This window comes from Gordonia sp. 852002-51296_SCH5728562-b (genome assembly GCF_001665475.1).
In the GTDB taxonomy this organism is placed as follows: domain Bacteria; phylum Actinomycetota; class Actinomycetes; order Mycobacteriales; family Mycobacteriaceae; genus Gordonia; species Gordonia sputi.
This window is the reverse complement of sequence record NZ_LZMI01000100.1, coordinates 1-20,600: the sequence shown is the minus strand read 5'-3', so window position 1 is coordinate 20,600 and position 20,600 is coordinate 1. Positions and strand designations below refer to the sequence as shown.

The 20,600-nt window shown below is 64.4% G+C and carries 17 protein-coding genes, 1 tRNA gene and 1 pseudogene; 8 read left to right on the top strand and 11 right to left on the bottom strand.

The genetic code is table 11. The features are described from left to right. Window positions 1–22 precede the first annotated feature (22 nt). The 3 genes from A5766_RS17420 to A5766_RS17410 form a co-directional block, all read right to left on the bottom strand. Window positions 23–5,578, bottom strand: coding sequence for an ATP-binding protein (locus A5766_RS17420; protein ID WP_005206775.1), 5,556 nt, complete (start codon window positions 5,576–5,578; stop codon window positions 23–25). 287 nt (window positions 5,579–5,865) lie between these two features. Further along, on the bottom strand, window positions 5,866–8,097 hold the full coding sequence (gene katG / locus A5766_RS17415) for a catalase/peroxidase HPI (RefSeq protein ID WP_005206774.1): 2,232 nt from the start codon (window positions 8,095–8,097) through the stop codon (window positions 5,866–5,868). 36 nt (window positions 8,098–8,133) lie between these two features. Then, the gene (locus A5766_RS17410; protein ID WP_085941945.1) at window positions 8,134–8,577 is read right to left on the bottom strand and encodes a Fur family transcriptional regulator; all 444 of its coding nucleotides are present in this window, start codon (window positions 8,575–8,577) and stop codon (window positions 8,134–8,136) included. A gap of 58 nt (window positions 8,578–8,635) precedes the next feature. On the opposite strand from A5766_RS17410, the gene A5766_RS17405 reads away from it, so the two are divergent. The 3 genes from A5766_RS17405 to A5766_RS17395 all read left to right on the top strand — a co-directional run bounded on the left by A5766_RS17405 (window position 8,636) and on the right by A5766_RS17395 (window position 10,972). After that, window positions 8,636–9,442 carry a GNAT family N-acetyltransferase gene (locus A5766_RS17405; protein ID WP_231894705.1) on the top strand — a complete coding sequence of 269 codons (807 nt, stop codon included), beginning with the start codon at window positions 8,636–8,638 and terminating at the stop codon, window positions 9,440–9,442. A gap of 10 nt (window positions 9,443–9,452) precedes the next feature. Next, window positions 9,453–10,361, top strand: coding sequence for a hypothetical protein (locus tag A5766_RS17400; protein ID WP_005206771.1), 909 nt, complete (start codon window positions 9,453–9,455; stop codon window positions 10,359–10,361). A 540-nt stretch (window positions 10,362–10,901) separates the two neighbouring features. Beyond that, window positions 10,902–10,972: transfer RNA gene (locus tag A5766_RS17395), tRNA-Cys, on the top strand. A gap of 335 nt (window positions 10,973–11,307) precedes the next feature. Here the strand turns inward: A5766_RS17395 and A5766_RS17390 are convergent. Continuing rightward, the gene (locus A5766_RS17390) at window positions 11,308–12,009 is read right to left on the bottom strand and encodes a M24 family metallopeptidase (protein ID WP_064905685.1); all 702 of its coding nucleotides are present in this window, start codon (window positions 12,007–12,009) and stop codon (window positions 11,308–11,310) included. A 63-nt stretch (window positions 12,010–12,072) separates the two neighbouring features. After that, a complete protein-coding gene (locus A5766_RS17385; protein WP_005206769.1) occupies window positions 12,073–12,693 on the bottom strand; it encodes a LysE family transporter in 621 nt (206 codons plus the stop codon). A 68-nt stretch (window positions 12,694–12,761) separates the two neighbouring features. Here A5766_RS17385 and A5766_RS17380 point away from each other — a divergent pair, with 68 nt between their 5' ends. Further along, window positions 12,762–13,193: a PPOX class F420-dependent oxidoreductase gene (locus tag A5766_RS17380; RefSeq protein WP_005206768.1), complete on the top strand. Its 432-nt coding sequence runs from the start codon at window positions 12,762–12,764 to the stop codon at window positions 13,191–13,193. 21 nt (window positions 13,194–13,214) lie between these two features. Here the strand turns inward: A5766_RS17380 and A5766_RS17375 are convergent, their stop codons facing one another. Continuing rightward, window positions 13,215–13,727: an alpha/beta hydrolase gene (locus A5766_RS17375; RefSeq protein ID WP_064905689.1), complete on the bottom strand. Its 513-nt coding sequence runs from the start codon at window positions 13,725–13,727 to the stop codon at window positions 13,215–13,217. 175 nt (window positions 13,728–13,902) lie between these two features. Then, window positions 13,903–15,435 carry an MFS transporter gene (locus tag A5766_RS17370; RefSeq protein WP_005206766.1) on the bottom strand — a complete coding sequence of 511 codons (1,533 nt, stop codon included), beginning with the start codon at window positions 15,433–15,435 and terminating at the stop codon, window positions 13,903–13,905. Window positions 15,436–15,645: 210 nt separating this feature from the next. Here A5766_RS17370 and A5766_RS17365 point away from each other — a divergent pair, with 210 nt between their 5' ends. Beyond that, window positions 15,646–16,860, top strand: a complete 1,215-nt coding sequence (locus A5766_RS17365; RefSeq protein ID WP_231894704.1) for a DUF2235 domain-containing protein — start codon at window positions 15,646–15,648, stop codon at window positions 16,858–16,860. Here A5766_RS17365 and A5766_RS17360 read toward each other — a convergent pair. Continuing rightward, entirely contained in the window at window positions 16,845–17,213 is a 369-nt protein-coding gene (locus A5766_RS17360) for a VOC family protein (RefSeq protein WP_005206764.1), read from the bottom strand. The genes A5766_RS17365 and A5766_RS17360 overlap by 16 nt on opposite strands. Before the next feature lie 62 nt (window positions 17,214–17,275). Between A5766_RS17360 and A5766_RS17355 the strand changes: the two genes are divergently transcribed. After that, entirely contained in the window at window positions 17,276–17,731 is a 456-nt protein-coding gene (locus A5766_RS17355) for a MarR family winged helix-turn-helix transcriptional regulator (RefSeq protein WP_005206763.1), read from the top strand. Between the two features lie 38 nt (window positions 17,732–17,769). Here the strand turns inward: A5766_RS17355 and A5766_RS17350 are convergent, their stop codons facing one another. The 3 genes from A5766_RS17350 to A5766_RS17340 all read right to left on the bottom strand — a co-directional run bounded on the left by A5766_RS17350 (window position 17,770) and on the right by A5766_RS17340 (window position 19,520). Next, window positions 17,770–17,994, bottom strand: a complete 225-nt coding sequence (locus A5766_RS17350; protein WP_141630885.1) for a hypothetical protein — start codon at window positions 17,992–17,994, stop codon at window positions 17,770–17,772. Between the two features lie 65 nt (window positions 17,995–18,059). After that, the gene (locus A5766_RS17345) at window positions 18,060–18,617 is read right to left on the bottom strand and encodes a TetR/AcrR family transcriptional regulator (RefSeq protein ID WP_005206761.1); all 558 of its coding nucleotides are present in this window, start codon (window positions 18,615–18,617) and stop codon (window positions 18,060–18,062) included. A 276-nt stretch (window positions 18,618–18,893) separates the two neighbouring features. Then, window positions 18,894–19,520, bottom strand: coding sequence for a maleylpyruvate isomerase family mycothiol-dependent enzyme (locus tag A5766_RS17340; protein WP_005206760.1), 627 nt, complete (start codon window positions 19,518–19,520; stop codon window positions 18,894–18,896). A 364-nt stretch (window positions 19,521–19,884) separates the two neighbouring features. On the opposite strand from A5766_RS17340, the gene A5766_RS17335 reads away from it, so the two are divergent. Together A5766_RS17335 and A5766_RS24490 are read left to right on the top strand one after the other, a co-directional pair. Further along, window positions 19,885–20,166, top strand: coding sequence for a transposase (locus A5766_RS17335; RefSeq protein ID WP_006368849.1), 282 nt, complete (start codon window positions 19,885–19,887; stop codon window positions 20,164–20,166). Between the two features lie 78 nt (window positions 20,167–20,244). Then, window positions 20,245–20,600, top strand: a pseudogene (locus A5766_RS24490) (IS3 family transposase); the annotation flags it as partial.

The window sequence follows — 20,600 nt, the reverse complement described above, 5'->3', positions numbered from 1 at the left end:
GTCGATGTATCGCGCGCCGGTGTTACGACTCCGAGCTCGTGCCGACCTGCTCGGTGCCGATCTGCTGAGGGTCTACCTGCTCAGGGTCGGCGGCTTCATGGCGGCGATGCGACCATGTTGCGTTGCCCTCGATCGCGGCGATGATCCGCGGGCGCAGTTCGGCGGCGTCGATCACCGCGTCCACTGAACCCACCTCGACGGCGCGCCGGATGCTGTGCACGGCGTCGAACTCTGCGGCGACAGCATTGATCGTCTCGGCCCGCACCGACTGACGTACGTCGGCCAGCTCTGCGCTCAGTGCCGACCGGTCCGAGCCGGACGCCTGCGCCAACCGCGCCTCGATGTCGCGGACTCGTGGGTCGGTGGCGACTCGCTTGTTGACGTCGCCCGCGAACACCACGGCCGCGGCGGGAGCGCCGCCGAGCACGGAGGCGAACGAGCCGTCGATCGCCAACACCGTCATGTTCGGATTGAGCGCCTTGGAGAACACCACGAACGCTCCGCCGTGATAGCGCGAGATGACGCAGAAGACGATCGGGCCGCGGAAGTTGACGATCGCGCGTCCGATCTCGGCTCCGTACTCGAGCTGCAGCTTACGCATCGACTCCGGCGAGCCGTCGAATCCCGACAGGTTGGCGAGCACCACGAGCGGACGGTTGCCGCTCGCCGAATTGATTGCTCGCGCAGCCTTCTTCGACGACTGCGGGAAAAGCGTTCCCGCAGTGTAGGTGTCGGGTCCATCGGTGGGGGTGTAGCCACGGCGCGACACCTCGCGCGATTCGATCCCGAGCAGGCACACCGGAATTCCGCCGAGATGGACGTCGGAGACGACGGCGGTCTCGGCGTCGGCCATTCCGGCCCACCGTTCGAGGACCTGATGATCCTGATCGGCGACGGCGCGGATGACGGTCCGGATGTCGAACGGCTTCTTACGGTCGGGATTCATCTCCTTGGAGAAGATCTGTCCGACGGTGGTGAAGTCGCTGCCTGCGAGGACGTGTGGGTAGTCGGAGATGTCGCGGTCGACCGGGTCGCTGGTGATGAGGCGACGCGGTGTCTGCTCGCCGGGCATCACGTAGGTGTGGTCGTAATGTGCCATCAGCACGTCGCGTGCGGCGCCCAGATTCGGGGCCCAGTACTGAGCCTGGCCGTTGGGGCCCATCACCCGGTCGTAGCCGCCGATGCCGAAGTTGTCTTCCGCGGACACACCGCCGGAGAAGTCCAGCGACTGCTTGCCGGTCAGCACCATGGCCGACTCCGGGGTCATCACGAGGATGCCCTTCGTGTGCATCAGCATGGTTGCCTCGGCGTTCCAGTACGGCTGGGCGCCGACGTTGATGCCCGCGACGACGATGTTGATCTCGCCGCCGTCCTGTGTGAATTCGACGACCCGCTTCAGTGCGCGAGCCACCCAGTCCATGTTCTCGGTACCCGAGTCCATCGAGATTCGCGCGCCGGATGAGAGGGCGTACCACTCGAGGGGAACCTTCATCTCCTCGGCGAGATCGAGCGCCGCGATGACCCGCGCACACTCGGGTTCCGACAGCGCACCAAGCGATTTCGTCGGATCGCCGAGCAACACGACGCGGGCGATTCCCTGCGGATACTTCTCGGTCGGCGTCGTCACGACGCCCGCGACGATCGCCGCGGTGTTCTGTCCCTTAGGGCGTGCTACCGGTACGAGTCGCTGCTCGGCGTCGAGGTCGTACTCGCGGAAGTCGCCGAGCAGGCCGGTCAACTCGTACGGGTAGACCGTGTTGCGTCGAGCGGCGCTGAGGACCTTCTGGCGGTACTCGTCGACGGGCTCGATCGGGTCGGTGGACGGTTCGCCCACCGAGACGTCGAATCCGCCGGTTGCATTGACGGAGAAGCGAATCGAGACCTTGCGCAGTTCACCGGTCTCGCGGTCGCGGCGTCGGGCGATCAGTTGGACCTCTTCGAGTCCGACGTCGGCCGTCGTGCCACGGATGTGATCGGCGATGGTGGCCAGATCGTCCGACGACGCGTCGATCGGCGGCCACACGTACATGACGATGCGGTTGGTGTTGAGCGCTCGCTTCTGGCCGCGTTTGGCGCGACGAATCGAGTCGGCGCAGGAGGCAAGCACGGTCTCGGCCGTGGGTAGCGACAGCAGCCGACCGTCGTGCTCGCGGAGCGAACTCAGGTCGCGTACCTGCGCGAAAGCGACCAGCCTGTCGTCGGCCGGGTTCTCCTTCGCGACGGCGCGGAACAGGTAGATCTCCTCGTCGTCTGCCGATGGCAGCCGTGTGAGGTCGAACTTGCGGAGCCGTTCCATGCGCATCCGCTGCGCGATGTAGGGATGCAGCCCACGGATCAGTCGTTCCTCGACCATTCCGGTGGCCGAGGGTCGGAACGTGAAGTGGTGATGCATCACGGCGGTGCCGCGTCCGGCGACGGTGAACGTGACGCGCTGCACCTGGCCGGGCATCGGCGACGCCGCGACGATCTCGTGCAGTGCCGCGGCCATCGTGTCGAAGTCGTCGGGCTGGTCTTCCCAGCTGACGTAGATGTCGGCGGCGATGGCCGCGCTGTTGCGTGCGAGCTCGATGAGTCCGCTTGCCGCAGAGGCCAGTTCGTCGAATGGCACCGCTGCCGACACCACGCTGGCGCCGTCGCGCGCAGCGACTACGAACGTCGTGCCGCGTGCGGTCTGCGTGGCGATCACATCGACACCCTTGTTGCCGTAGTAGCGGCGGGTGAGAACCTCGAGCATGACGGTGTTGTCGGTGCCATCGCGTTGAATGCGTTGTCCCAGAAGGCGAACAAGAGGTTCGGTGCTTCGCACCATGTCGGCGATGCGCTCACTGCGGTCGGCGGCATCGGGGTTCTCGTCGAGGTACTTGAGGTGCTTGCGCACGTTCGTGTAGACGCGTGCACGGTCGCGCAGGAGCATTGCCTGGCCGTACCAGGCGTAGATCACACCGCGTGCGAGGTCGGCGATCGCGGGGAAGCGCACCTGTGTCGCGGCCACGATCCGATCCAGCGCAAAGCCGATGTCCTCGCGCAACTCGTCGCGCGGCGTCGGCTCATTGAGCCACTCCCGCAACAGCGTGGTGATGACGGTGACCGATGCACCAGGATTCTGCAGTGTCAGGAAGATGCGGAAGACCGCCGCCTCGAGCTCCGGTGAGCGGTCGAGTTCGGTGACACCGTAGTGGCGCAACGCCAGCCGCAGCTGGTCATGGAACGCCTCGGGGAGACCGTCACGCTCCACGTCGAGGCTCTGCAGATAGGTGTGGAAGTTCTCGCGTGAGCTGTGCACATGCTCGAACCCCGGATTCAAGCCCACCGGCGGACGCTTCTGACTCAGTTCGGCGAGATCGGCGAACACCGTGAGCAGCTCGAGTTCGTCGCCGATGGGGCGTCGACCCGACGCACGGACTTCGCGCCGCACGGTGAGGTAGTCGTCGAGGAGTCGCGATCGGTCGTGCGGATCGACGTCGTATCCGAGGAGCTGACTGCGCAGATCCTCCTGTGTGCGGGTGGTCCGGACATCCGGGTCGATGTTGTCTGGCGCCGCGGGCAATTCGAGTTCGACGCTCTCGACGGGTGCCTGGGCTGCCTCGTCGTCGTCCTCGGCGTCGGCGATCGGTTCGAGACGCATCAGCGTCGCACCGGTCTCGACCTGGGAGCCGACCGACACCGAGCACTCCTTGAGGCGGGAGCGCACGGGTGCGCGCAGCACGGTCTCCATCTTCATGCTCTCGAGAACCAGCACGGGTGCGCCGGCCTCGACCTCGTCGCCGACGGCCAACGGAGTGGCCACGACGAGTGCGGGTGCGGGAGAGCGGACAACGCCGCCCTCGTCGCGGCTGACGCGGTGTGCGACGCCGTCGACGTCGATGAGGTGGGTTGGTCCGTGCGTGTCGGTGACGAGGCGATAGCGGACCCCGTTGAGCACCATCTGCGCTGCGTGCTCGTCGAAGCGCTCGATGTCGACGTCCGCGGTGTAGGTGTCGGTTCCCGATTCGATGGACACGCGGAAGCGGCTCGCGCCGATCCGGGCGACGCGAACCCGGTAGGCAGCACCGCGCAGTTTCAGGTCGAGCGGGCGACCGCTCTCGTGCTGCACCTGCGGGCGTCCGCCCGACGCCGTCGACAGCAGGCGCTGACGCTCGACGGCTTCTTCTTCCTCGTAGCTGTCGATCGCGGCGGCGATCAGCGCAATCGCAGAGTGGCGATTGACGATGAGTCCGTTCTCGGCTCGGACGCGGTCGATCCACCCGGTGTCGGCGCTTCCGTCGATCACGGCGGGCTGTCCGAGGAGTTCGAGGACGAAGCTCTTGTTGGTGGCACCACCCTCGATGACGACCCGAGTCTCGCTCATGGCGCGACGCAGACGGCCGAGGGCCTCGTTGCGGTTGGCGCCATAGGCGATGATCTTGGCGATCATCGAGTCGAAATCAGCGGGGATCGTGTCGCCCTCACTGACTCCGGTGTCGACGCGGATGCCGGGACCGGCGGGGAGTTCGAGTCGTGAGATGCGGCCGGGGGCCGGGGCAAAGTCGCGGTCAGGATCCTCGGCATTGAGGCGCGCCTCGATCGCGTGGCCGCGCTCGGCCGGGGGCTCGCCATCGAGGCGGCCGCCCGACGCGACGTGTAGCTGCGCACGAACCAGGTCGATTCCCGTCGTGCATTCGGTGATCGGGTGTTCGACCTGCAAGCGGGTATTGACTTCGAGGAACGCGAAGAGGTGTTCGCCGGGGTGGTAGAGAAACTCGACGGTTGCGGCGCCTCGGTACCCGACTGCGACTGCGAGACGCTCTGCGGATGTCTTGAGGTCTGTGACCTGCTCGGGTGCGAGAACCGGCGATGCCGACTCCTCGATGATCTTCTGATTTCGACGCTGCACCGAGCAGTCGCGGACGCCGAGCGCCCATGCGGTGCCCTGGCCGTCGGCGATGACCTGAACCTCGACGTGGCGGGCTCCGGTGACGAGTCGTTCGAGGAAGACGACGCCGCTGCCGAAGGCGCGGGCGGCTTCATCGCGGGTGCGGTCGAAGGCGTCGCGGAGTTCGTCGTCGCTGGTGATGACGCGTATACCGCGACCTCCACCGCCTGCGGTTGCCTTCAGCATCAGCGGATAGCCGATCGACGCCGCGGCTTCGAGCGCGTCGTCGATGGTGTCGACGGACCCACGGCTCCACGGCGCGACCGGAACACCGACCTCTTCGGCGATCAGCTTGGCGCCGATCTTGTCGCCGAGTTTGCGCATCGCCTCGGCGGACGGGCCGATGAAGGTGACGCCGATGCGGTCGCATAGTTCGGCGAAGAGTGGATCTTCTGCGACGAATCCCCAGCCGACCCATGCGGCGTCGGCTCCGGTCTCGAGCAATGCGTGCTCGAGCACCTTGAGATTCAGGTAGGGGCGGTCGGCTGCCGCTCCCAGGTTGTACGCGATGTCGGCTTCGCGGACGAATGTGGCGTTGCGGTCGACGTCGGTGTGCAGGGCTACGACTTCGATGGGCTGACCGGTCTCGGCAGACAATCCGCGGACGGCGTGGATGAGCCGCATCGCGGCCTCACCTCGGTTCACGATGGCAATGCGCGTGAACATCACCGACTCCCTTCTCTTCTGGAACTGCTGTCGGCAGCGCCCCCGCTCGCCGTGCGAAGCACGAAACTCCGCGGTTAAGGGCCGCGTGTGAGTCACGCCCATGCGGACGCACGCGTGACTGTAAAACTTGCGGCCCCGGACGATTGTGTCGAATCGTTGCGCTACGCGCGAGTACGGGGGAGTTACTCGACGTGTCGGGCAATGGCGTAAGACTACGTGGTCTGCCACACACACCGATGAACCCCGCGGATTATGTCCGCGGGGTGCATCGGTGGTGATGAGTCGACTCAGTGCAGGTCGTAGCGGTCGAGTTCCATCACCTTGGCCCACGCGGCGACGAAGTCGTCGACGAACTTCTGCTTCGAGTCGTCCTCGGCGTAGACCTCGGCGAGTGCACGCAGATCGGAGTTCGAGCCGAAGGCGAGATCGACCCTAGAACCCGTCCACTTCTGTTCGCCCGACTCACGATCGACTGCGACGTAGGTGCCGTCGTCGGCAGGCGATGCCGACCATTCGACGTCCATGTCGGTGATGTTGACGAAGAAGTCGTTGGTCAGCGTGCCGGGCTTGGTCGTCAGCACTCCGAGCGACGAGCCCTTGTGGTTGGCGCCGAGTACGCGCAGACCACCGACGAGCACCGTCATCTCCGGCGGTGACAGGGTCAGGAGGTTGGCCTTGTCGACGAGGTTGTACTCCGCAGGCAGTTCGTTGCCCTTGCCCTCGTAGTTGCGGAACCCGTCGTAGCGGGGTTCGAGGTAGGCAAACGAGTCCTGGTCGGTCTGTTCCTGGGTCGCGTCGGTCCGCCCCGGCGTGAACGGCACGGTCACCGAGAAGCCCGCGTCCTTGGCGGCCTTCTCGATCGCGGCAGCTCCGCCGAGAACAACCAGATCCGCGAACGACACCTTGGTGCCGGGCTCGGCGTTGAACTGCTCGGCGACCAGCTCCAGTTTGCTGATGACCTGAGCGAGCTCGTCGGGCTCACTGGACTCCCAACCCAGCTGCGGCTGCAAGCGCAGCCGTCCGCCGTTCGCGCCGCCGCGGTAGTCGCTACCGCGGAACGTCGACGCCGCCTTCCATGCCGTGGACACGAGCTGCGGCACGGTGAGGCCGGTCTCGAGGATCGCGGATTTCAGGCTGTCGGCGTCGGCATCGGAGAGCAGCGGGCCCTCGGCGGCGGGGACGTTGTCCTGCCAGATGTAGGTTTCCGACGGCACGAGCGGACCGCGGTAGCGGATGGCAGGCCCCATGTCGCGATGGAGGAGCTTGAACCACGCCTTCGCGAACTCGTCGGCGAGTTCTTCGGGATGGTCGAGCCAACGGCGGGTGATCTCCCCGTAGATCGGGTCGAAACGCATCGTCAGGTCGGTGGTGAGCATCGACGGGTGGGTCTTCCCGTTGCCCTGGGCCATTGGCACCGAATTGGCCCAGCCGCCGTCCTTCGGTCGCCACTGATTGGCGCCCGCGGGACTCTTGAAGAGTTCCCACTCATTGCCGTACAGGATCTCGAGGAAGCTGTTGTCCCACTTGGTCGGTGTGTGAGTCCACGTCACTTCGAGGCCGCTGGTGACCGTGTCGTTGCCAACGCCGGTGCCCTGGGGATTCTTCCAACCAAGACCCATCTGTTCGAGCGGTGAGGCCTCGGGCTCGGGGCCGAGAAGCTCGGCGTCGCCGTTGCCGTGCGTCTTGCCGAAGGTGTGACCGCCGACGATCAGCGCTGCGGTCTCCACATCGTTCATGGCCATCCGGCCGAACGTCTCGCGAATATCGGCTGCGGCCGCGAGGTAGTCCGGGACACCTTCCGGGCCTTCGGGATTCACGTAGATGAGACCCATGGTGGTTGCACCCAGTGGCTCCTCGAGCTCGCGCTTACCGTCCTGGTAGCGCAGGTTGGTGCCCAGCCACACCGACTCGGCACCCCAGTAGACCTCGTCGGCCTCCCACTCGTCAGGACGCCCGAAGGCGAAGCCCTTGGTCGGCAGGCCCATGTCCTCGAGCGCGACGTTCCCCGCGAGGACCAGGAGATCGGCCCACGACAGAGCCTTGCCGTACTTCTTCTTCACGGGCCACAGCAGTCGTCGTGCCTTGTCCAGGCTCACGTTGTCGGGCCAGCTGTTCAGCGGGGCGAAACGCTGCATTCCGGTTCCGGCTCCGCCGCGGCCGTCCTCGACGCGGTAGGTGCCCGCTGCGTGCCAAGACATCCGGATGAAGAAGGGGCCGTAGTGACCGAAGTCGGCGGGCCACCACGACTTCGAGTCCTTCATGACGTCTTTGAGGTCACCGACGAGTGCGTCGACGTCGAGGTCGGCGAGCGCGGCGTCGTAGTCGAAGTCGGGTTCGCGGGGACGAATGACCTGCGGATTGTGGGCGAGCACACGCAGATTCAGCTTGTCCGGCCACCATTGCTGATTGCCGCCGCCTTCGACCGGTGGGCGGATGTGCATCGGACAACCTGATTCGGCAGGCTCTGTCTGTGCCTCACCGATGGGGGGAGCTTCGGGGGCTGACTTCTCTTCAGACACTGTCTTCCTTCCGGTAAGTGGTGATTCGGGCTGTGATCACGAATGTGACCCCGGTATGGACGTTGGGTTGCAGTCGGGGCATATGCCCCAATAGATGACCTCGGCCTCGTCGAGCACAAAGCCGTTGTCGTCGGATGCCGTGAGGCACGGCGTTGTTCCCGCAGCGCAATCGACATCGCCGATCGCGCCACATGAACGGCACACGGTGTGGTGATGGTTGTCGCCGACCCGCGCCTCGTAGCGGGCGACGAGACCGGACGGCTGGATGCGTCGGACGAGTCCGGCGTCGGTCAGCGCACCGAGTACGTCGTACACCGCCTGCCGTGAGACGTCGGGCAACATCGTGCGTGTAGCGAGAAAAATGGTCTCCGTGTCGGCGTGCGCGTGGGTGTTCACGGCCTGCAGCACCGCGACCCGCGGACGGGTCACTCGAAGTTCGGCTGCACGCAGTTGGTCTGCGTACTCCGGCGTGGGGGACACCTCGACAGTATGCAACGCATTCTGGAATGATTCAGGATTTCTCTCAAACTGAGACGGCGTGATCGGCGCGTCTCCGCTGTGGCACGCTGGTCTGGTGATGTGGACACCGGAGCGCGTACGCGCTGAGTCGATACGGTGGACATCGTCCTGGCATCCGGTCGGCTCGCGTCATCTCGAGATCGACGGTTACGAGTTCTATGTGATCGACGGAATCGCCACCCTCCTGAACTATCACGGGGCACAACGCGATCCGATCGTTGTGCTCGATGAGGCTGCTGCCCACGCGAGCCGACTCGACGCTCGACGAGTGCGCTTCACACGCGCGCCGGGACTGTTCGGGGGTATCGACGATGCCGAACTCGAGCGACGCGATGCCACTACGATCGCCGTCCGCGACATCGTCGCGCTCAAGACGGCGGTCGAGATCGTCGACCGGATACCGATGCCCGACGACGTGGTTGCGCGCCGCGTCGACGATGATGCCGGAATCGCCGAGTTCGCCCGAATCTCCCTCGATGCCTGGGGTTTTCCGCCACCCATCCTCGACGACGCTGCCACGCGGAACGACACGCCGCCCGGCCTTTTCGTGGCTGGCGTCTCATCGCGCGACGGTCTCGACGCGGCCGGCGCCGGCGGCTACACGATCGAGGGTGAGGTCGCTCGCATGTGGGGTGGTGCCGTCCTGCCCGCTCATCGGGGTCGCGGCATCTACCGCGCGTTGATCGTCGCTCGACTACACGACGCGCGACGTCGGGGAGCCTCGCTCGGGCTCGTGCACGCCGAGACCGCTACATCGTCGCCGCTGTTGCAGCGCATGGGCTTTCGGAAGTTCGGCGAGCGAGCGATCATCGAGTTCGGTATCTGAGGGTTCGCGCGTGGACCTCGACGACGCTCTGGACGAGTTGTATGGTTGCGCACCAAATGAATTCGTCTCACGTAGGCGCGAACTGACACGTTCGGCACGCGCGGCCGATGCTCCCGGGTTCGCCCTCGACATCGCGCGTGCGCGCAAGCCGACGCAGGTCGCCTGGTTGCTCAACCAGTGGATTCGACGTTCGCCGACGGATCTCGACCCCCTGCTCAGCGTTGCCGACGAACTCCGCGAGGCGCAGCGTCGCTCGTCGGCCGAACTCCTGCGGCAGCTGTCAACACGACGACGCGATGTGGTGCAGACTGCGCTCGAGCACCTACGGTCGTTCGCCACCGAGATCGGCGCGGGTATGAGCACGACGGTCGAACGAGAGGCTGTTCAGACACTGCGTGCGGCGATCGGCGACGAGCAGGTGGCCGACTTGCTGCGTCGCGGTCGGCTGGTCACCGCGATGGAGTACAGCGGCTTCGGCCCGGCCGGGCTGGTGGCCCTCGCCGATTCGCCGGGACCCGCCGACGAGGCGACCGCAGAGGTGCCCGAACCCTCATCCACCGCTGAAGAGGGTTCGACGGCCGACCGCGCAGCGGAGATCGACGCCGCCAGAGCGCTTCTCGATCGACACACCGCAGACGTCGACTCGGCGACCGTCGAACTCGATAGCGCTCAGCGCAGCGTCGACGATGCCGAGCGCGCCGCTACCGATCTCGCGGGCCGAGTCGCGCGGATGCGCGCGGAACTGGATCGTGCCGAACAGGAGCAGCGCTTCGCCCAGCGAGCGGCGGAGACAGCGCGGTCACAGCGGGACGAAGCCGCGACCGCTCTGGAATCGGCATCCGACGCGCGATCGCGCGCACAGCAGCGTCTCGATGATCTGCGTCTCGACGATCTTTCGGGCGACGCCGATCGGGACTGAGGAGTACCGCTCAATGTCGGTGTTCTCGGACTCGGCAGAAAATCTGTTGTGCGTCGTAGCCGGACCGCTTAGAGTCGCTACTCGCACTGCTCGACGACGACAACCCAAGTGGTGCAGGACGTTTGACAACTACATCGACATACGAATGCGGCATGGCGCATAAGCCGGAGTGATCCGGTGAAAGGCGGGGTGACATCCGTCGCCGGGAGAAGTTCCGGTACCCCATGCACTCCGAGCCGGAACCTTCACCCCAGGGTGGAGGCAACGTCGAAGCGATCTGACGGTGAGAGCCGGGAGAGCCGATCGGTGACCCGACACCTGCCAGGTGTGGTCAGTAGCGACGAATGTTGCGGCGAGGGAAGGAATTTCAGTCCGAGATGGTTCAGTCGAGGGCGTATTCCATGACTGTGGAGGCGGGGCGTGGCAGCTTCGCCGAGACAGGAGAGATCGAGTAGGACCGACATCCGAAAGGTCGAGGGTGTGCGGCATTCTGGGCCCAAAAGGCTTGGAACCGCACGGAAGAGCACATCCTCAGTCAACGCGACACTAGCTCAATTGGCAGAGCGGTCATTTGCAGAATGGCAGGTTGCTGGTTCAAGTCCAGCGTGGCTACCACCACACAAGCGAAAGCCTCTTCCCGACGACATCGCGACAGTGTCCTAATCCCTGACGTCGCACGACGAATCAGGGCGACATTCGAGCCCGCAAGGCCCGAGTGACGTTCACGCGCCAGTAGCGGTAGCGGAGAGACCGGCCAGTCTCTCTTCGACGTGACAGCGGTGGAGAAGCGGTCGTCGATACGCGTGGTGCCACGACACGGCACCGGACATGGTGAATACCGTCGAGAGGCGGTGGATACGCCGCAAACCCCTTGCAGGGAATACAGCGCGCAAAAGGTCACCGGCAGTGGGGAAGTAGTCTCATTCCCCGCACACACAATCCTTGCTCACGGAAGGTCGAGGAGTTCCTCGTAGAAGCCACCGAATCGACGGTCGGGTTCGACGAGATGCACCTCGAGAATCCAATGGCACACACGCCCCGACGGATCCAGGCGACGCATGGGACCCGACGAACCTGGTGCCACATAACTCTCGATCTCGTCGCCGGAGATCTTCTCGTGCGGGAACTCGCCGACGAGGTGTCCGGCGATCTCGCCACCGAAATGCCATCCGGCTTCCTCGCTGAGTTCGACGACGCGGTCGAACAATTCGGCCCCGGTGATCTCGGGGTGTGCACGAAAGTAGGCGCGGCCAGCATCCCAGATTCGGGGCAGGTCGTCGGCGAGGCGTCGTTTGAGCGCGTCGTCGCCCAGGACGAAGGTGCGGCCGAAATCGGCTTCCCACTCTTCGAAGATCGGGCCGAAGTCGAGGAACAGGATGTCGTCGTCGGCGATGATCCGGTCCGGCGGGTTGGCGCGGAAGGTCTCCAGGGTGTTCTCGCCGGCGCGGACGATTCGTTTGTGCCAGTGACGCGTGACGCCGAACATCTCGGCAGCCAGGTCACGGATGTCGTCGGAGAGTGCGCGCTCGCCGATTCCTGCGCGGATCATGCCGCGCCGCTCCACCTCGTCGAAGAGTCGTTCAGCCTTGGTCTGCGCGTCGAGGAGGCTGTCGACGCGTGCGCGGTCGTCGAGCTCGGGCGATGACATCGTGACTCCTCCAATGGTGCTGGTAACCGTGAGGCCTTCGATCCCTCTGGCCTTCGAACATGGTCACACAAGCGCGAGCATGACGCCTACGGCGACGAACAGAACTCCGAACACACGGTTGAGGCGACGCTGGCCCTGTTCGGTCCTCGTGACACGCGCGAATCCCCGTGCTATCAGGGCGAAGAAGAACCACATCACGGATATGTCGACGACCACCATCGTCACTCCGATGACCACGTACTGGATCAGCTGCGGATCGTTCGGGCGCACAAATCCTGGGATGAACGCGAGTAAGAAGACGATCGCCTTCGGGTTCAGCAGGTTGACCCAGAGTCCTCGGGTGAACATCGACGCAGCCGATTCGTTCTGGACGGATTCGTTTGCCTCGTCGGACATGTCGGGGCGTCGGAAGAACTGTCGGATTCCGAGGTAGATGAGGTAGGCCGCGCCGGTGTAGCGGATGACCTCGAACGCGGTGTGCGATCGGGAGATGACGACGCCGAGTCCCGCGGCGACGATGAGCAATTGGATGAGCAGCGCGACCTGTTGGCCGAGCACGCCCCAGAACGCACGTCGGAATCCGACATTCATGGCGTTGCTCATCGTGTTGATCGCGCCGGCGCCCGGGGTGAAGCTGATCAGCACGCACGCAGTCAGCAGCGCCGCCCAGGTCGAGAAAGTCACCAGCAGAGGGTAGTGGTGCGTGGACGCCGCGCGGGAATGCCCCCGGCTTGGTGACGGTTGCCACAACCATGACTGACGAGCAGTACGACCCCCGTGACCTGATCGCCGACACGTCGATCGCCATCCTCGCCACGATCAAGGCGAACGGACTTCCTCAACTCTCACCGGTCACCTCGGTGTACGACCGTGAGGCCGACACGATCTACGTGTCCATGACCGACGGACGTGCGAAAACCAAAAATCTTCGCCGAGATCCACGGGCCGCCATCGAATACACCAGCGCCGACGGCTTTACGTGGGCGACGGCCGAGGGAACCGCCGAGCTGATCGGTCCGTCGAGCGATCCTGACGGTCCGGAGGTCGACGCGTTGGTCGACTACTACCGCCTCGGTGCGGGGGAGCATCCGGACTGGGCTGAGTACCGCGAGGTGATGGTGAGCGACCGTCGCGTCTTGCTCAAGCTGGCTGTTACGCGGGTGTACGGCGCCAAGCTGCGCTGAGCGGTGGTCGGGTGATGGACGTCAACTGTGCGCACGAATGTCGGCGGCGACGAACGAGGCGCATCCGTCGAATTGATGTCCACCTACTTCGTGGAGGCGAACTTCTGCTGACGGCAGGAGCCGCTGGTTGAGCGCCACATGGCTGACGGGGACGACGTCGTCGTCCTCGCAGTGATGCAGGGTGAGCGCGGTTGTCGGTTCCGCGCCGGTGACATCGTAGTCGGCGACCGCCCAGCCTTGATCGCCCCAGTTCGGCATCGCCAGCAGGAACGCGCGCGGCGGAGGTGTCGCCATGGTGCTCAACAGAGCGAGCAACATCGACGCACCGAACGAATGGGCCACAAGCACAGCGGATGCAGTCAGCCCGTCGACGTGGGGGCGTATCGCCGACGTCCAAGCCGAGACGGACATGTCCTCGTCGGGTAGCTCCGGCATCGAGACGTGCGCGTCGAGTTCACTTGCCAGCGCGACGGCAAGCGGCTGATCGTCGTGAAATCCGCCCGCTCCGTGCAGGAACAACATCTCGGTGGCCATCTCGTGTCCCTCTGTGTCGACGCCGGTTCTCGAAGGTTGTGACTCAGCGCCGCGTCGGAACTCATCGGTCCTGGGTGCGTCGGCCGTGAGTTGGTTGGCAACCACGTGCCAACGGCAGCGACGGGAGCCTGCTGGTGCAGGCCCCCGTCGTCCGGCAGTGAAAGCAGGCGAGACGTTACGCGACCACCGGTTCGAGGTCAGTTGCGTCGGACGTCGTGGTCGAGATGCGCAAGGCCTGAGCGATCAGGGCGCCCACCACGATGAACCCGATCATGACGATCAGTGACGCGCGGTAGGCGGACTCGAGACCCGAGGATTCTCCGACCGACGTGTACACGGTCCCGACGACCGCGGCGCCGAACGCCACCGCGAGTGCCTGGGCGGTGTTGAAGACCCCCGACGCCGCACCTGCGAGGCGCACCGGAACGTCGTTGAGTACCAGCAGCCCGGCCGAGCCGACGATCCCGCCGAAGCCGAGACCCGCGACGGTCAGAGCCGCGGCAAACCACAGCGCGGGATGCGCCGACTGCTCGGCGAAGCCCATCAGCAGCATGCCGAGGATGAACACCGCACCTCCGACCTGCAAAACCCGCTTACCGAATCGTGCGACGAGCACCGTCGCGGCGAGACCAGCCGAGACGGGCACCGCGAGCGAGAACGGAATCCACATGAGACCCGCGTGAAGTACCGACCACCCAAGCGCTAGCTGAACGTGCAACGACTGGACCAGGAAGTATCCGCCGGTGGGGACCATCAACGCCGTGAATGCCGCGAGTCCGACCGAAAATGACCGAGTGGCGAACAAGGCCGGCGGGACCATGGGTTCGACGCCACGCCGAGCTGAACGCACCTGTCGGAGTCCGAACAACCAGAGCCCGGCAACACCAGCAACCATCACGACGAATCCCCAAGCCGGCCAATCATTTTCAGGTCCGAGTGTGATCGGAAGCATGATCGCCGCCAACGAGCCGCCGAGGAGCAGCGCCGTACCGGCTGTGATGGGTGTCTTGATCGCCGAGCGTGACTCGGGAATGAAGGCGATCGCCGCCGCGATAGCGAGCACTGCCAGCGGCACATTGATCAGGAACACCGGTCGCCACGACAAGCCGAACCAATCGCCGTTGGTGATCACGGCTCCCAGGATGGGGCCGGTGACCGCCGCGAGACCGATGACCGACGTGAACATGCCCATCGCCTTACCGCGCTCGGCCGGTGGATACAGCACCTGGATGTTGCTGAGCACTTGCGGCACCATCAGCGCTGCGGCCACTCCCTGGATGAGGCGGAAGACCACGAGCTCGGTGGGCCCGGTCGCCAGTCCGCATGCCAGAGAAGCGAGTCCGAACGCAGCGAGACCGGCGACGAAGAGCTTGCGTCGGCCGAAGTTGTCGCCGAGTCGTGCACCGAGGATCAGGCCCACGGCGTAGGTGAGGGGATAGCCCGCGACGATCCACTGCAGACTCACCGCCGACGCGCCGAGGTCGACCTGCATCGTGCGAAGTGCGACGTTGACGACGGTTGCATCCATGAGTTCCATGAACGACGCCGCGAGCAAGCAGATCAGCGCGATTGTTCGTGCCTTGCCCGCAATACCTGGCGTGGAGCCGGAAGGCGTTGCGTCAGGCGATGATTCAGGCGAACGTCGGGTGGTGACACGGGAGAGTTCGACGACATTGTCGTCGGCGGGCTCAAGCGGTGCTGTCGTCATCAGGTGCTCCTGTGTGGCGGGTTGATCTGACAACGACGACGCTATGGGGGATAGGGGACACATCCGGTCCTCGATGAATCCGGGTTCCGGCTTCTTTCTCATCGGCGTCGATTCGGCCCTACTACGCAGACGCGCCGTGGGCAGATCGGCATGCGAACACGTACCGCGCTACGCGTGTGGGTGCGTAGGCGGGGTCCTAGCGTCGACAGCATGACCAAGAATCTCGTGGTGTGCTGTGACGGGACGTGGAAGAACTCCGACGATCGATACGTCTCGAACGTCGAGAAGATCGCGCGTTCGATTGCGCCCAGCGGCTTCGACGGCGAGACCCAGATCGTGCACTACGCGCGCGGCGTCGGATCGACTGGTAGTCGGATCGAACGGATCGTTGCCGGCGCATTCGGTGTGGGCCTCGACGACGCGATCGTCGACTGCTATCGATTCCTCGCGCTGAACTACGAACCTGGCGACCGCATCTTTGTGTTCGGATTCAGCCGCGGCGCATACACGGCCAGGAGTCTGTGCGGCTTGATCGCGCATGTCGGACTGCTCACCCCGATGGGGGTTGCGGAGGGACAACTGCCCACAGCGATGGACCTCTACCGCAACAGACCGCGCGCGAAGAGTTCCACAGAGACCACTCCCGCCGATCCGGCGCACGAGCGCGCGCTTGCGGCCATCGACAAGCACACGCACGGGCGTGGCCAAGTCCGAATCGAATTCCTCGGGGTCTTCGATACTGTTGGCGCTCTGGGTGTTCCGGGAATCGCGCGCGCGAAGTACAAGTTCCACGACGTGACGCTTTCGCCGATGGTGAAGACCGCCAGGCAAGCGTTGGCGATCGCCGAGCGTAGACGAGTCTTCGCGCCGTGCCTCTGGGGAGGCCGGCACGCCGACATCAGCCAGGTCTGGTTCGACGGTGTGCACAGCGACGTCGGGGGTGGGTACGAGAACTGCTACTACTCCGACAAATCGCTGCTGTGGATGGCATCTGAGGCAACGGCTCGTGATGAACGACGCTCAGGTGTGGCCATTGACTGGAAAAGGTTGGGCACCACTCTATGTCGCGACGACGAGAGCGTGACCGAGCACAATTCTCTGTCGTTCGCGTACCGGATCAGCAACGTGTTCAGCGCGGTACAGGAGTCGATACGTCGCAAAGTCGCACCGTACGTTCCGCTCTTCATCGGCGGGTGGCGTAACTTCGCACCGACGGTCGCTGTGCCGGGACTCGGCTACGCGCCCGCATGTGATGTCAGTGTGGAACGGTCTGCCATCAGGCGTGCCGCGAATCCGAACTTGATGCCGTGGTTCGACGCACTAGGGGCGTCGCCCGCCGAGCGTGACAAATTCGTCGTTGCCGTAGTGACTTTCGCATCGGTGAGCAGGCAACACCAGGCGGGCGCGGTTCAGGCGCGATCGTGAAGAGTGATGTGATAACCGTCGGGGTCGGCGAATGCGAATGTCCGTCCGAATGGGCCGTCGATGGGTTCTGACACGATGCTGTATCCGTCCGCGACGAGGGCGTCGTGGATCTCCTGCACACCTGTGGCGTGAAGCCAGATTGCAGCGCCGATACCGGGTTGAGTGACGGCGTCGAGGTCGGTGCCGGGAATCAGATCTCGCAGGGCGAAGGCGATCGGCTTGGTGTCGAACACGACCGCGTGCGGTGGCCCGGCCGGCGAGCGGACCAAGCCAAGGTACCTCTCGTAGAACGCCTGGGACGCTTCGAGGTTGCGGGTTTGCAGGGAGATGAAGTCGGGGCCGCTGACGGGCATGTTTTCCTCCGAATTTGAATGTCAACTTACTGACATGGGTCAATGTATGTCAGTATATTGACATGAGTCAAGACGGAAGCGGCGTCGAACTGGAGACCGTCGAGCTGGAGACCTCTGTGGGGTATGCCCTCAAGGAGGTGGCTAGCGCGCTCCGCGCGGCGATGGAGGACGTTCTCCGACCGCTCGGACTAAGCGTGACCCAGTACTCGTGCCTTGAACTGCTTGCGCAGCGGCCCGGTCTGTCGAATTCCGAACTGGCCCGCGGCACGTTCATCACACGTCAAGCGATGAATGTCCTACTGCAAGGACTGGAACGGGATGGCTTCGTCAGCAGACCCGACGCCGCGCCCGTGGGTAGAGTGCTTCCTGCACGGCTCACGCCCCGTGGGCGTCGCAAGCTCGAGAAGGCCTCTGCGGCAGTGCGTTCGGTGGAGGAGCGGATGCTCTCAGGCCTCAGCGACGTCGAACAGGCGTCGCTGTTGCGGGCCCTCCAACAGATGAGCCGGTCGCTTCGCTGACGCATCGATCGTGTTGCTTCGCCAACGGTTTCGTGGAACTACCGCACCAGCAGCCAAACGAATCGCATGAGGACAACTGAGAACCCGAGAACGGCGGTGGCGATGAGCCAGCGTCGAGCAAGATGATCGCGAGCGATGTTGTCGCGCTTGGGGTTTTCGTGAAGGTAGACGTAGGCGGCGGCGAGTGCGCAGCCGGACGCGGCCACGCCGAGGGTGATGCTGATGATCAGCATCACCGTGCTTGCTGCGTCGTGGTGTGGCATGTGGGGTCAACTGTATAGACGTTGCCTGTGGCTGACACGTGTCCCGGCGACACCCGCCGGTCGGGTTACCGCGGGCGCGCGCCGTCGAGGAAGAGCGAGACGATTCGCTCGGCGTTGTCTGGCCCGGAGTCGAGGTCGCTGGCGCGGGTGAGGTGCAGGAAGGCGTTCATCAGGAACTGTGGATCTCCCTTGACCTCGCCATCTGCGACCGCGGCGGCAAACAGCTCGACAACTGGTTCGAGCAAGCCGTTCACGTAGAGCTCGGAGATGCGGTTCTTCGTGGTCTCGCTGACCTGGCCGAGGGTGTCGTAGATGCGTTGCTCGAAGCTGACCGTTCCACCGTCATCGGCGGTTGCCTTCGCTAGCGCGATCAGTCGGTGTGTCAGGGGGCCGTCGTTGTCGAGGGCGGCGCGCATTCGGGCGCTCGTGTCCTCGATGTAGCGCTCGGCCACTCCGGCGTACAGGTCTTCCTTGCCTCCGGGAAAGTGGTGGTAGATGGAGGGTTTGCGGATTCCGACTGTGCGCGCGACCTCGACCAGGGAGATGCCCGGGTAGCCGGTGGCGGCAAGTTGATCGGTGAACGCGTCCATGATCTGGCCGCGGGTGTCTGTTTGGTTGGTCATCGGTTCCTCTGTGAACAATTCTGGTCTGCGAGCAAGGGGTTTGCGGGCCGACTCAGGCTACCTACCGGTCGGTAGGCGCCGCAAATCACGGCATGTCTGGTCGACGCTGGATGGCCTCGCAGCGTTACAGATAACTTGTGAACATGGCCGGTGGGGTATATGCATCGAAGCCGCCGCCTGCACCGCACTGGACGCTCAATAGTCCTGCGAGACAGCGTAATACGTGACGGCCTATTTGCGCGAACCGGCATAGTCGAATGATTCACCATCAGAGGGCTACGCGCCCAGAAGACTCACGCCATCACCGGACAACTCGTCGATGACGCTGCGTCGTCCCGTGATAGCGAGCATCAACGTATCCGCCGTCCCGCGCACGGTCGGTCCGTCGCCGTGACGCCAGTCGATATCGGTGGCCTCCCACCGCACCGCAGCAGCGGAATGCGTAAACGCGTCGCGCCCGCGGAGACCGGTGACGTAATCGAGAACGACGACGCGACGGTCGTCGGGCGAACTGCGTGCAAACCCCAAGGGGCGACAGATATCGAGCGCATGCACGACGATGTCGGTCAGGGGAGCAGCGGGACCCCGGCCAGGCGGCGTGAAACGCTTGTCGGCGCGGTCGCGGAGGAGTGAGACCAGCTCGGTGCCGTGCTGGCGTACCACCATGTCGGTCATCATTTTGTTGGCCTCGTCGAAATTGCCGCGGGCGCGAAGCATGAGCACGCCAAAGCGCCAGATCGGAATCACCAGTGGTGCCACGAGATGTGCTGCGACGTCGCGGACGGTCCACTCGCCACATAGCGACGTGTGATCCCACTGAGCCGGTGTCAGTGTTGCCAATGTGTTTGCGAGCGAGCGTCGTTCATCGGCAATGGCCTCGAAGGTCTCGTCGTCTGACATCATCGCGGTACCTCCGGACTCACGACTGGCGGTGGGGCGTCCGAGCGCCGTGGATGGAGCATATCGTCGCAAACAGAGAGTAGCTCTCCACTGGTCCAGACCGACACGCGTCCATCGGAGCGGTCTTTCAATTCAGGCGATCTCCATTCACAGTAATGTCCGCTGTAGGTGAAACTTCCCAAACCTCTAACGACTCGTTGGTGATGAGATCGTCACACGCGGTTGGGGAGCAGCCCACGAATGCCGAATCGAAGTCGAAGTGGGTCGCTACGCACCACGAACGGTTGGCGTGTCCCCCGTGAGCCGGTCCGGGTTGTTTTAGAGTCCTGATTGCCCTGATGAGGGCGGAGAAGGGACGATGAGGATCATGGCAGGACGTAAGCGTCACTCGGCGGAGGACATCGTGCGCAAATTGCGCCGGGCCGATGAGTTGGCTGCGGAAGGCAAGACCGGCGAGGAGATCGCCGCTGATCTCGAGGTGTCGGCGGCGACGTTGTACAACTGGCGCCGCCAGTACGGCGGCATGGACGGTGACGCCGCGAAGGAACTCAAAGAGCTGCGCGAGCAGAATAGCCGTCTCAAGCGGTTGCTCGCCGATGCCGAACTCGAGAAAGACGCGCTGCGGGAGATCGCCAAGGGAAAATTCTGAGCCCGACCGCCAAACGTGCCGCCATCGACATGCTCAAAGACGTCAAGAACATGTCAGAACGTATGGCGTGCAAGGTCGTTGGGCTTTCCCGTTCCGCCTATCGACGGCTACCGCACGCACACACCCCGGCCGACCCCGACTGGTATCGAGATCAACAAGAAGAAAGTGCATCGGTTGTGGAAAGAAGAGGGCCTGCAAGTGCGGCGCGCTCCGCGGCGGAAACGGGCCGGCCAGTCATCGGTCCCGGTCATCGAGGCTGATGCACCGAAAGTGGTGTGGGCGTTGGACTTTCAGTTCGATTCCACCGTGGATGGGAAGACGATCAAGATCGCATCGATGGTGGATGAGCACACCCGGATGTCGTTGCTGAACATCGTGGACCGCTCGATTCCGGCTGAGCGGTTGATCGAGGAGTTGGAGAAGACGTTCGCGAT

Excerpts from the sequence above, each read along its gene's own strand:
- A5766_RS17420 (WP_005206775.1), bottom strand. The coding sequence starts at position 5,578 with ATGTTCACGCGCATTGCCATCGTGAACCGAGGTGAGGCCGCGATGCGG.
- A5766_RS17390 (WP_064905685.1), bottom strand. The coding sequence starts at position 12,009 with ATGTCATCGCCCGAGCTCGACGACCGCGCACGCGTCGACAGCCTCCTC.
- A5766_RS17380 (WP_005206768.1), top strand. The coding sequence starts at position 12,762 with ATGACTGACGAGCAGTACGACCCCCGTGACCTGATCGCCGACACGTCG.
- A5766_RS17375 (WP_064905689.1), bottom strand. The coding sequence starts at position 13,727 with ATGGCCACCGAGATGTTGTTCCTGCACGGAGCGGGCGGATTTCACGAC.
- A5766_RS17370 (WP_005206766.1), bottom strand. The coding sequence starts at position 15,435 with ATGACGACAGCACCGCTTGAGCCCGCCGACGACAATGTCGTCGAACTC.
- A5766_RS17365 (WP_231894704.1), top strand. The coding sequence starts at position 15,646 with ATGACCAAGAATCTCGTGGTGTGCTGTGACGGGACGTGGAAGAACTCC.
- A5766_RS17360 (WP_005206764.1), bottom strand. The coding sequence starts at position 17,213 with ATGCCCGTCAGCGGCCCCGACTTCATCTCCCTGCAAACCCGCAACCTC.
- A5766_RS17355 (WP_005206763.1), top strand. The coding sequence starts at position 17,276 with ATGAGTCAAGACGGAAGCGGCGTCGAACTGGAGACCGTCGAGCTGGAG.
- A5766_RS17350 (WP_141630885.1), bottom strand. The coding sequence starts at position 17,994 with ATGCCACACCACGACGCAGCAAGCACGGTGATGCTGATCATCAGCATC.
- A5766_RS17345 (WP_005206761.1), bottom strand. The coding sequence starts at position 18,617 with ATGACCAACCAAACAGACACCCGCGGCCAGATCATGGACGCGTTCACC.
- A5766_RS17340 (WP_005206760.1), bottom strand. The coding sequence starts at position 19,520 with ATGATGTCAGACGACGAGACCTTCGAGGCCATTGCCGATGAACGACGC.
- A5766_RS17335 (WP_006368849.1), top strand. The coding sequence starts at position 19,885 with ATGGCAGGACGTAAGCGTCACTCGGCGGAGGACATCGTGCGCAAATTG.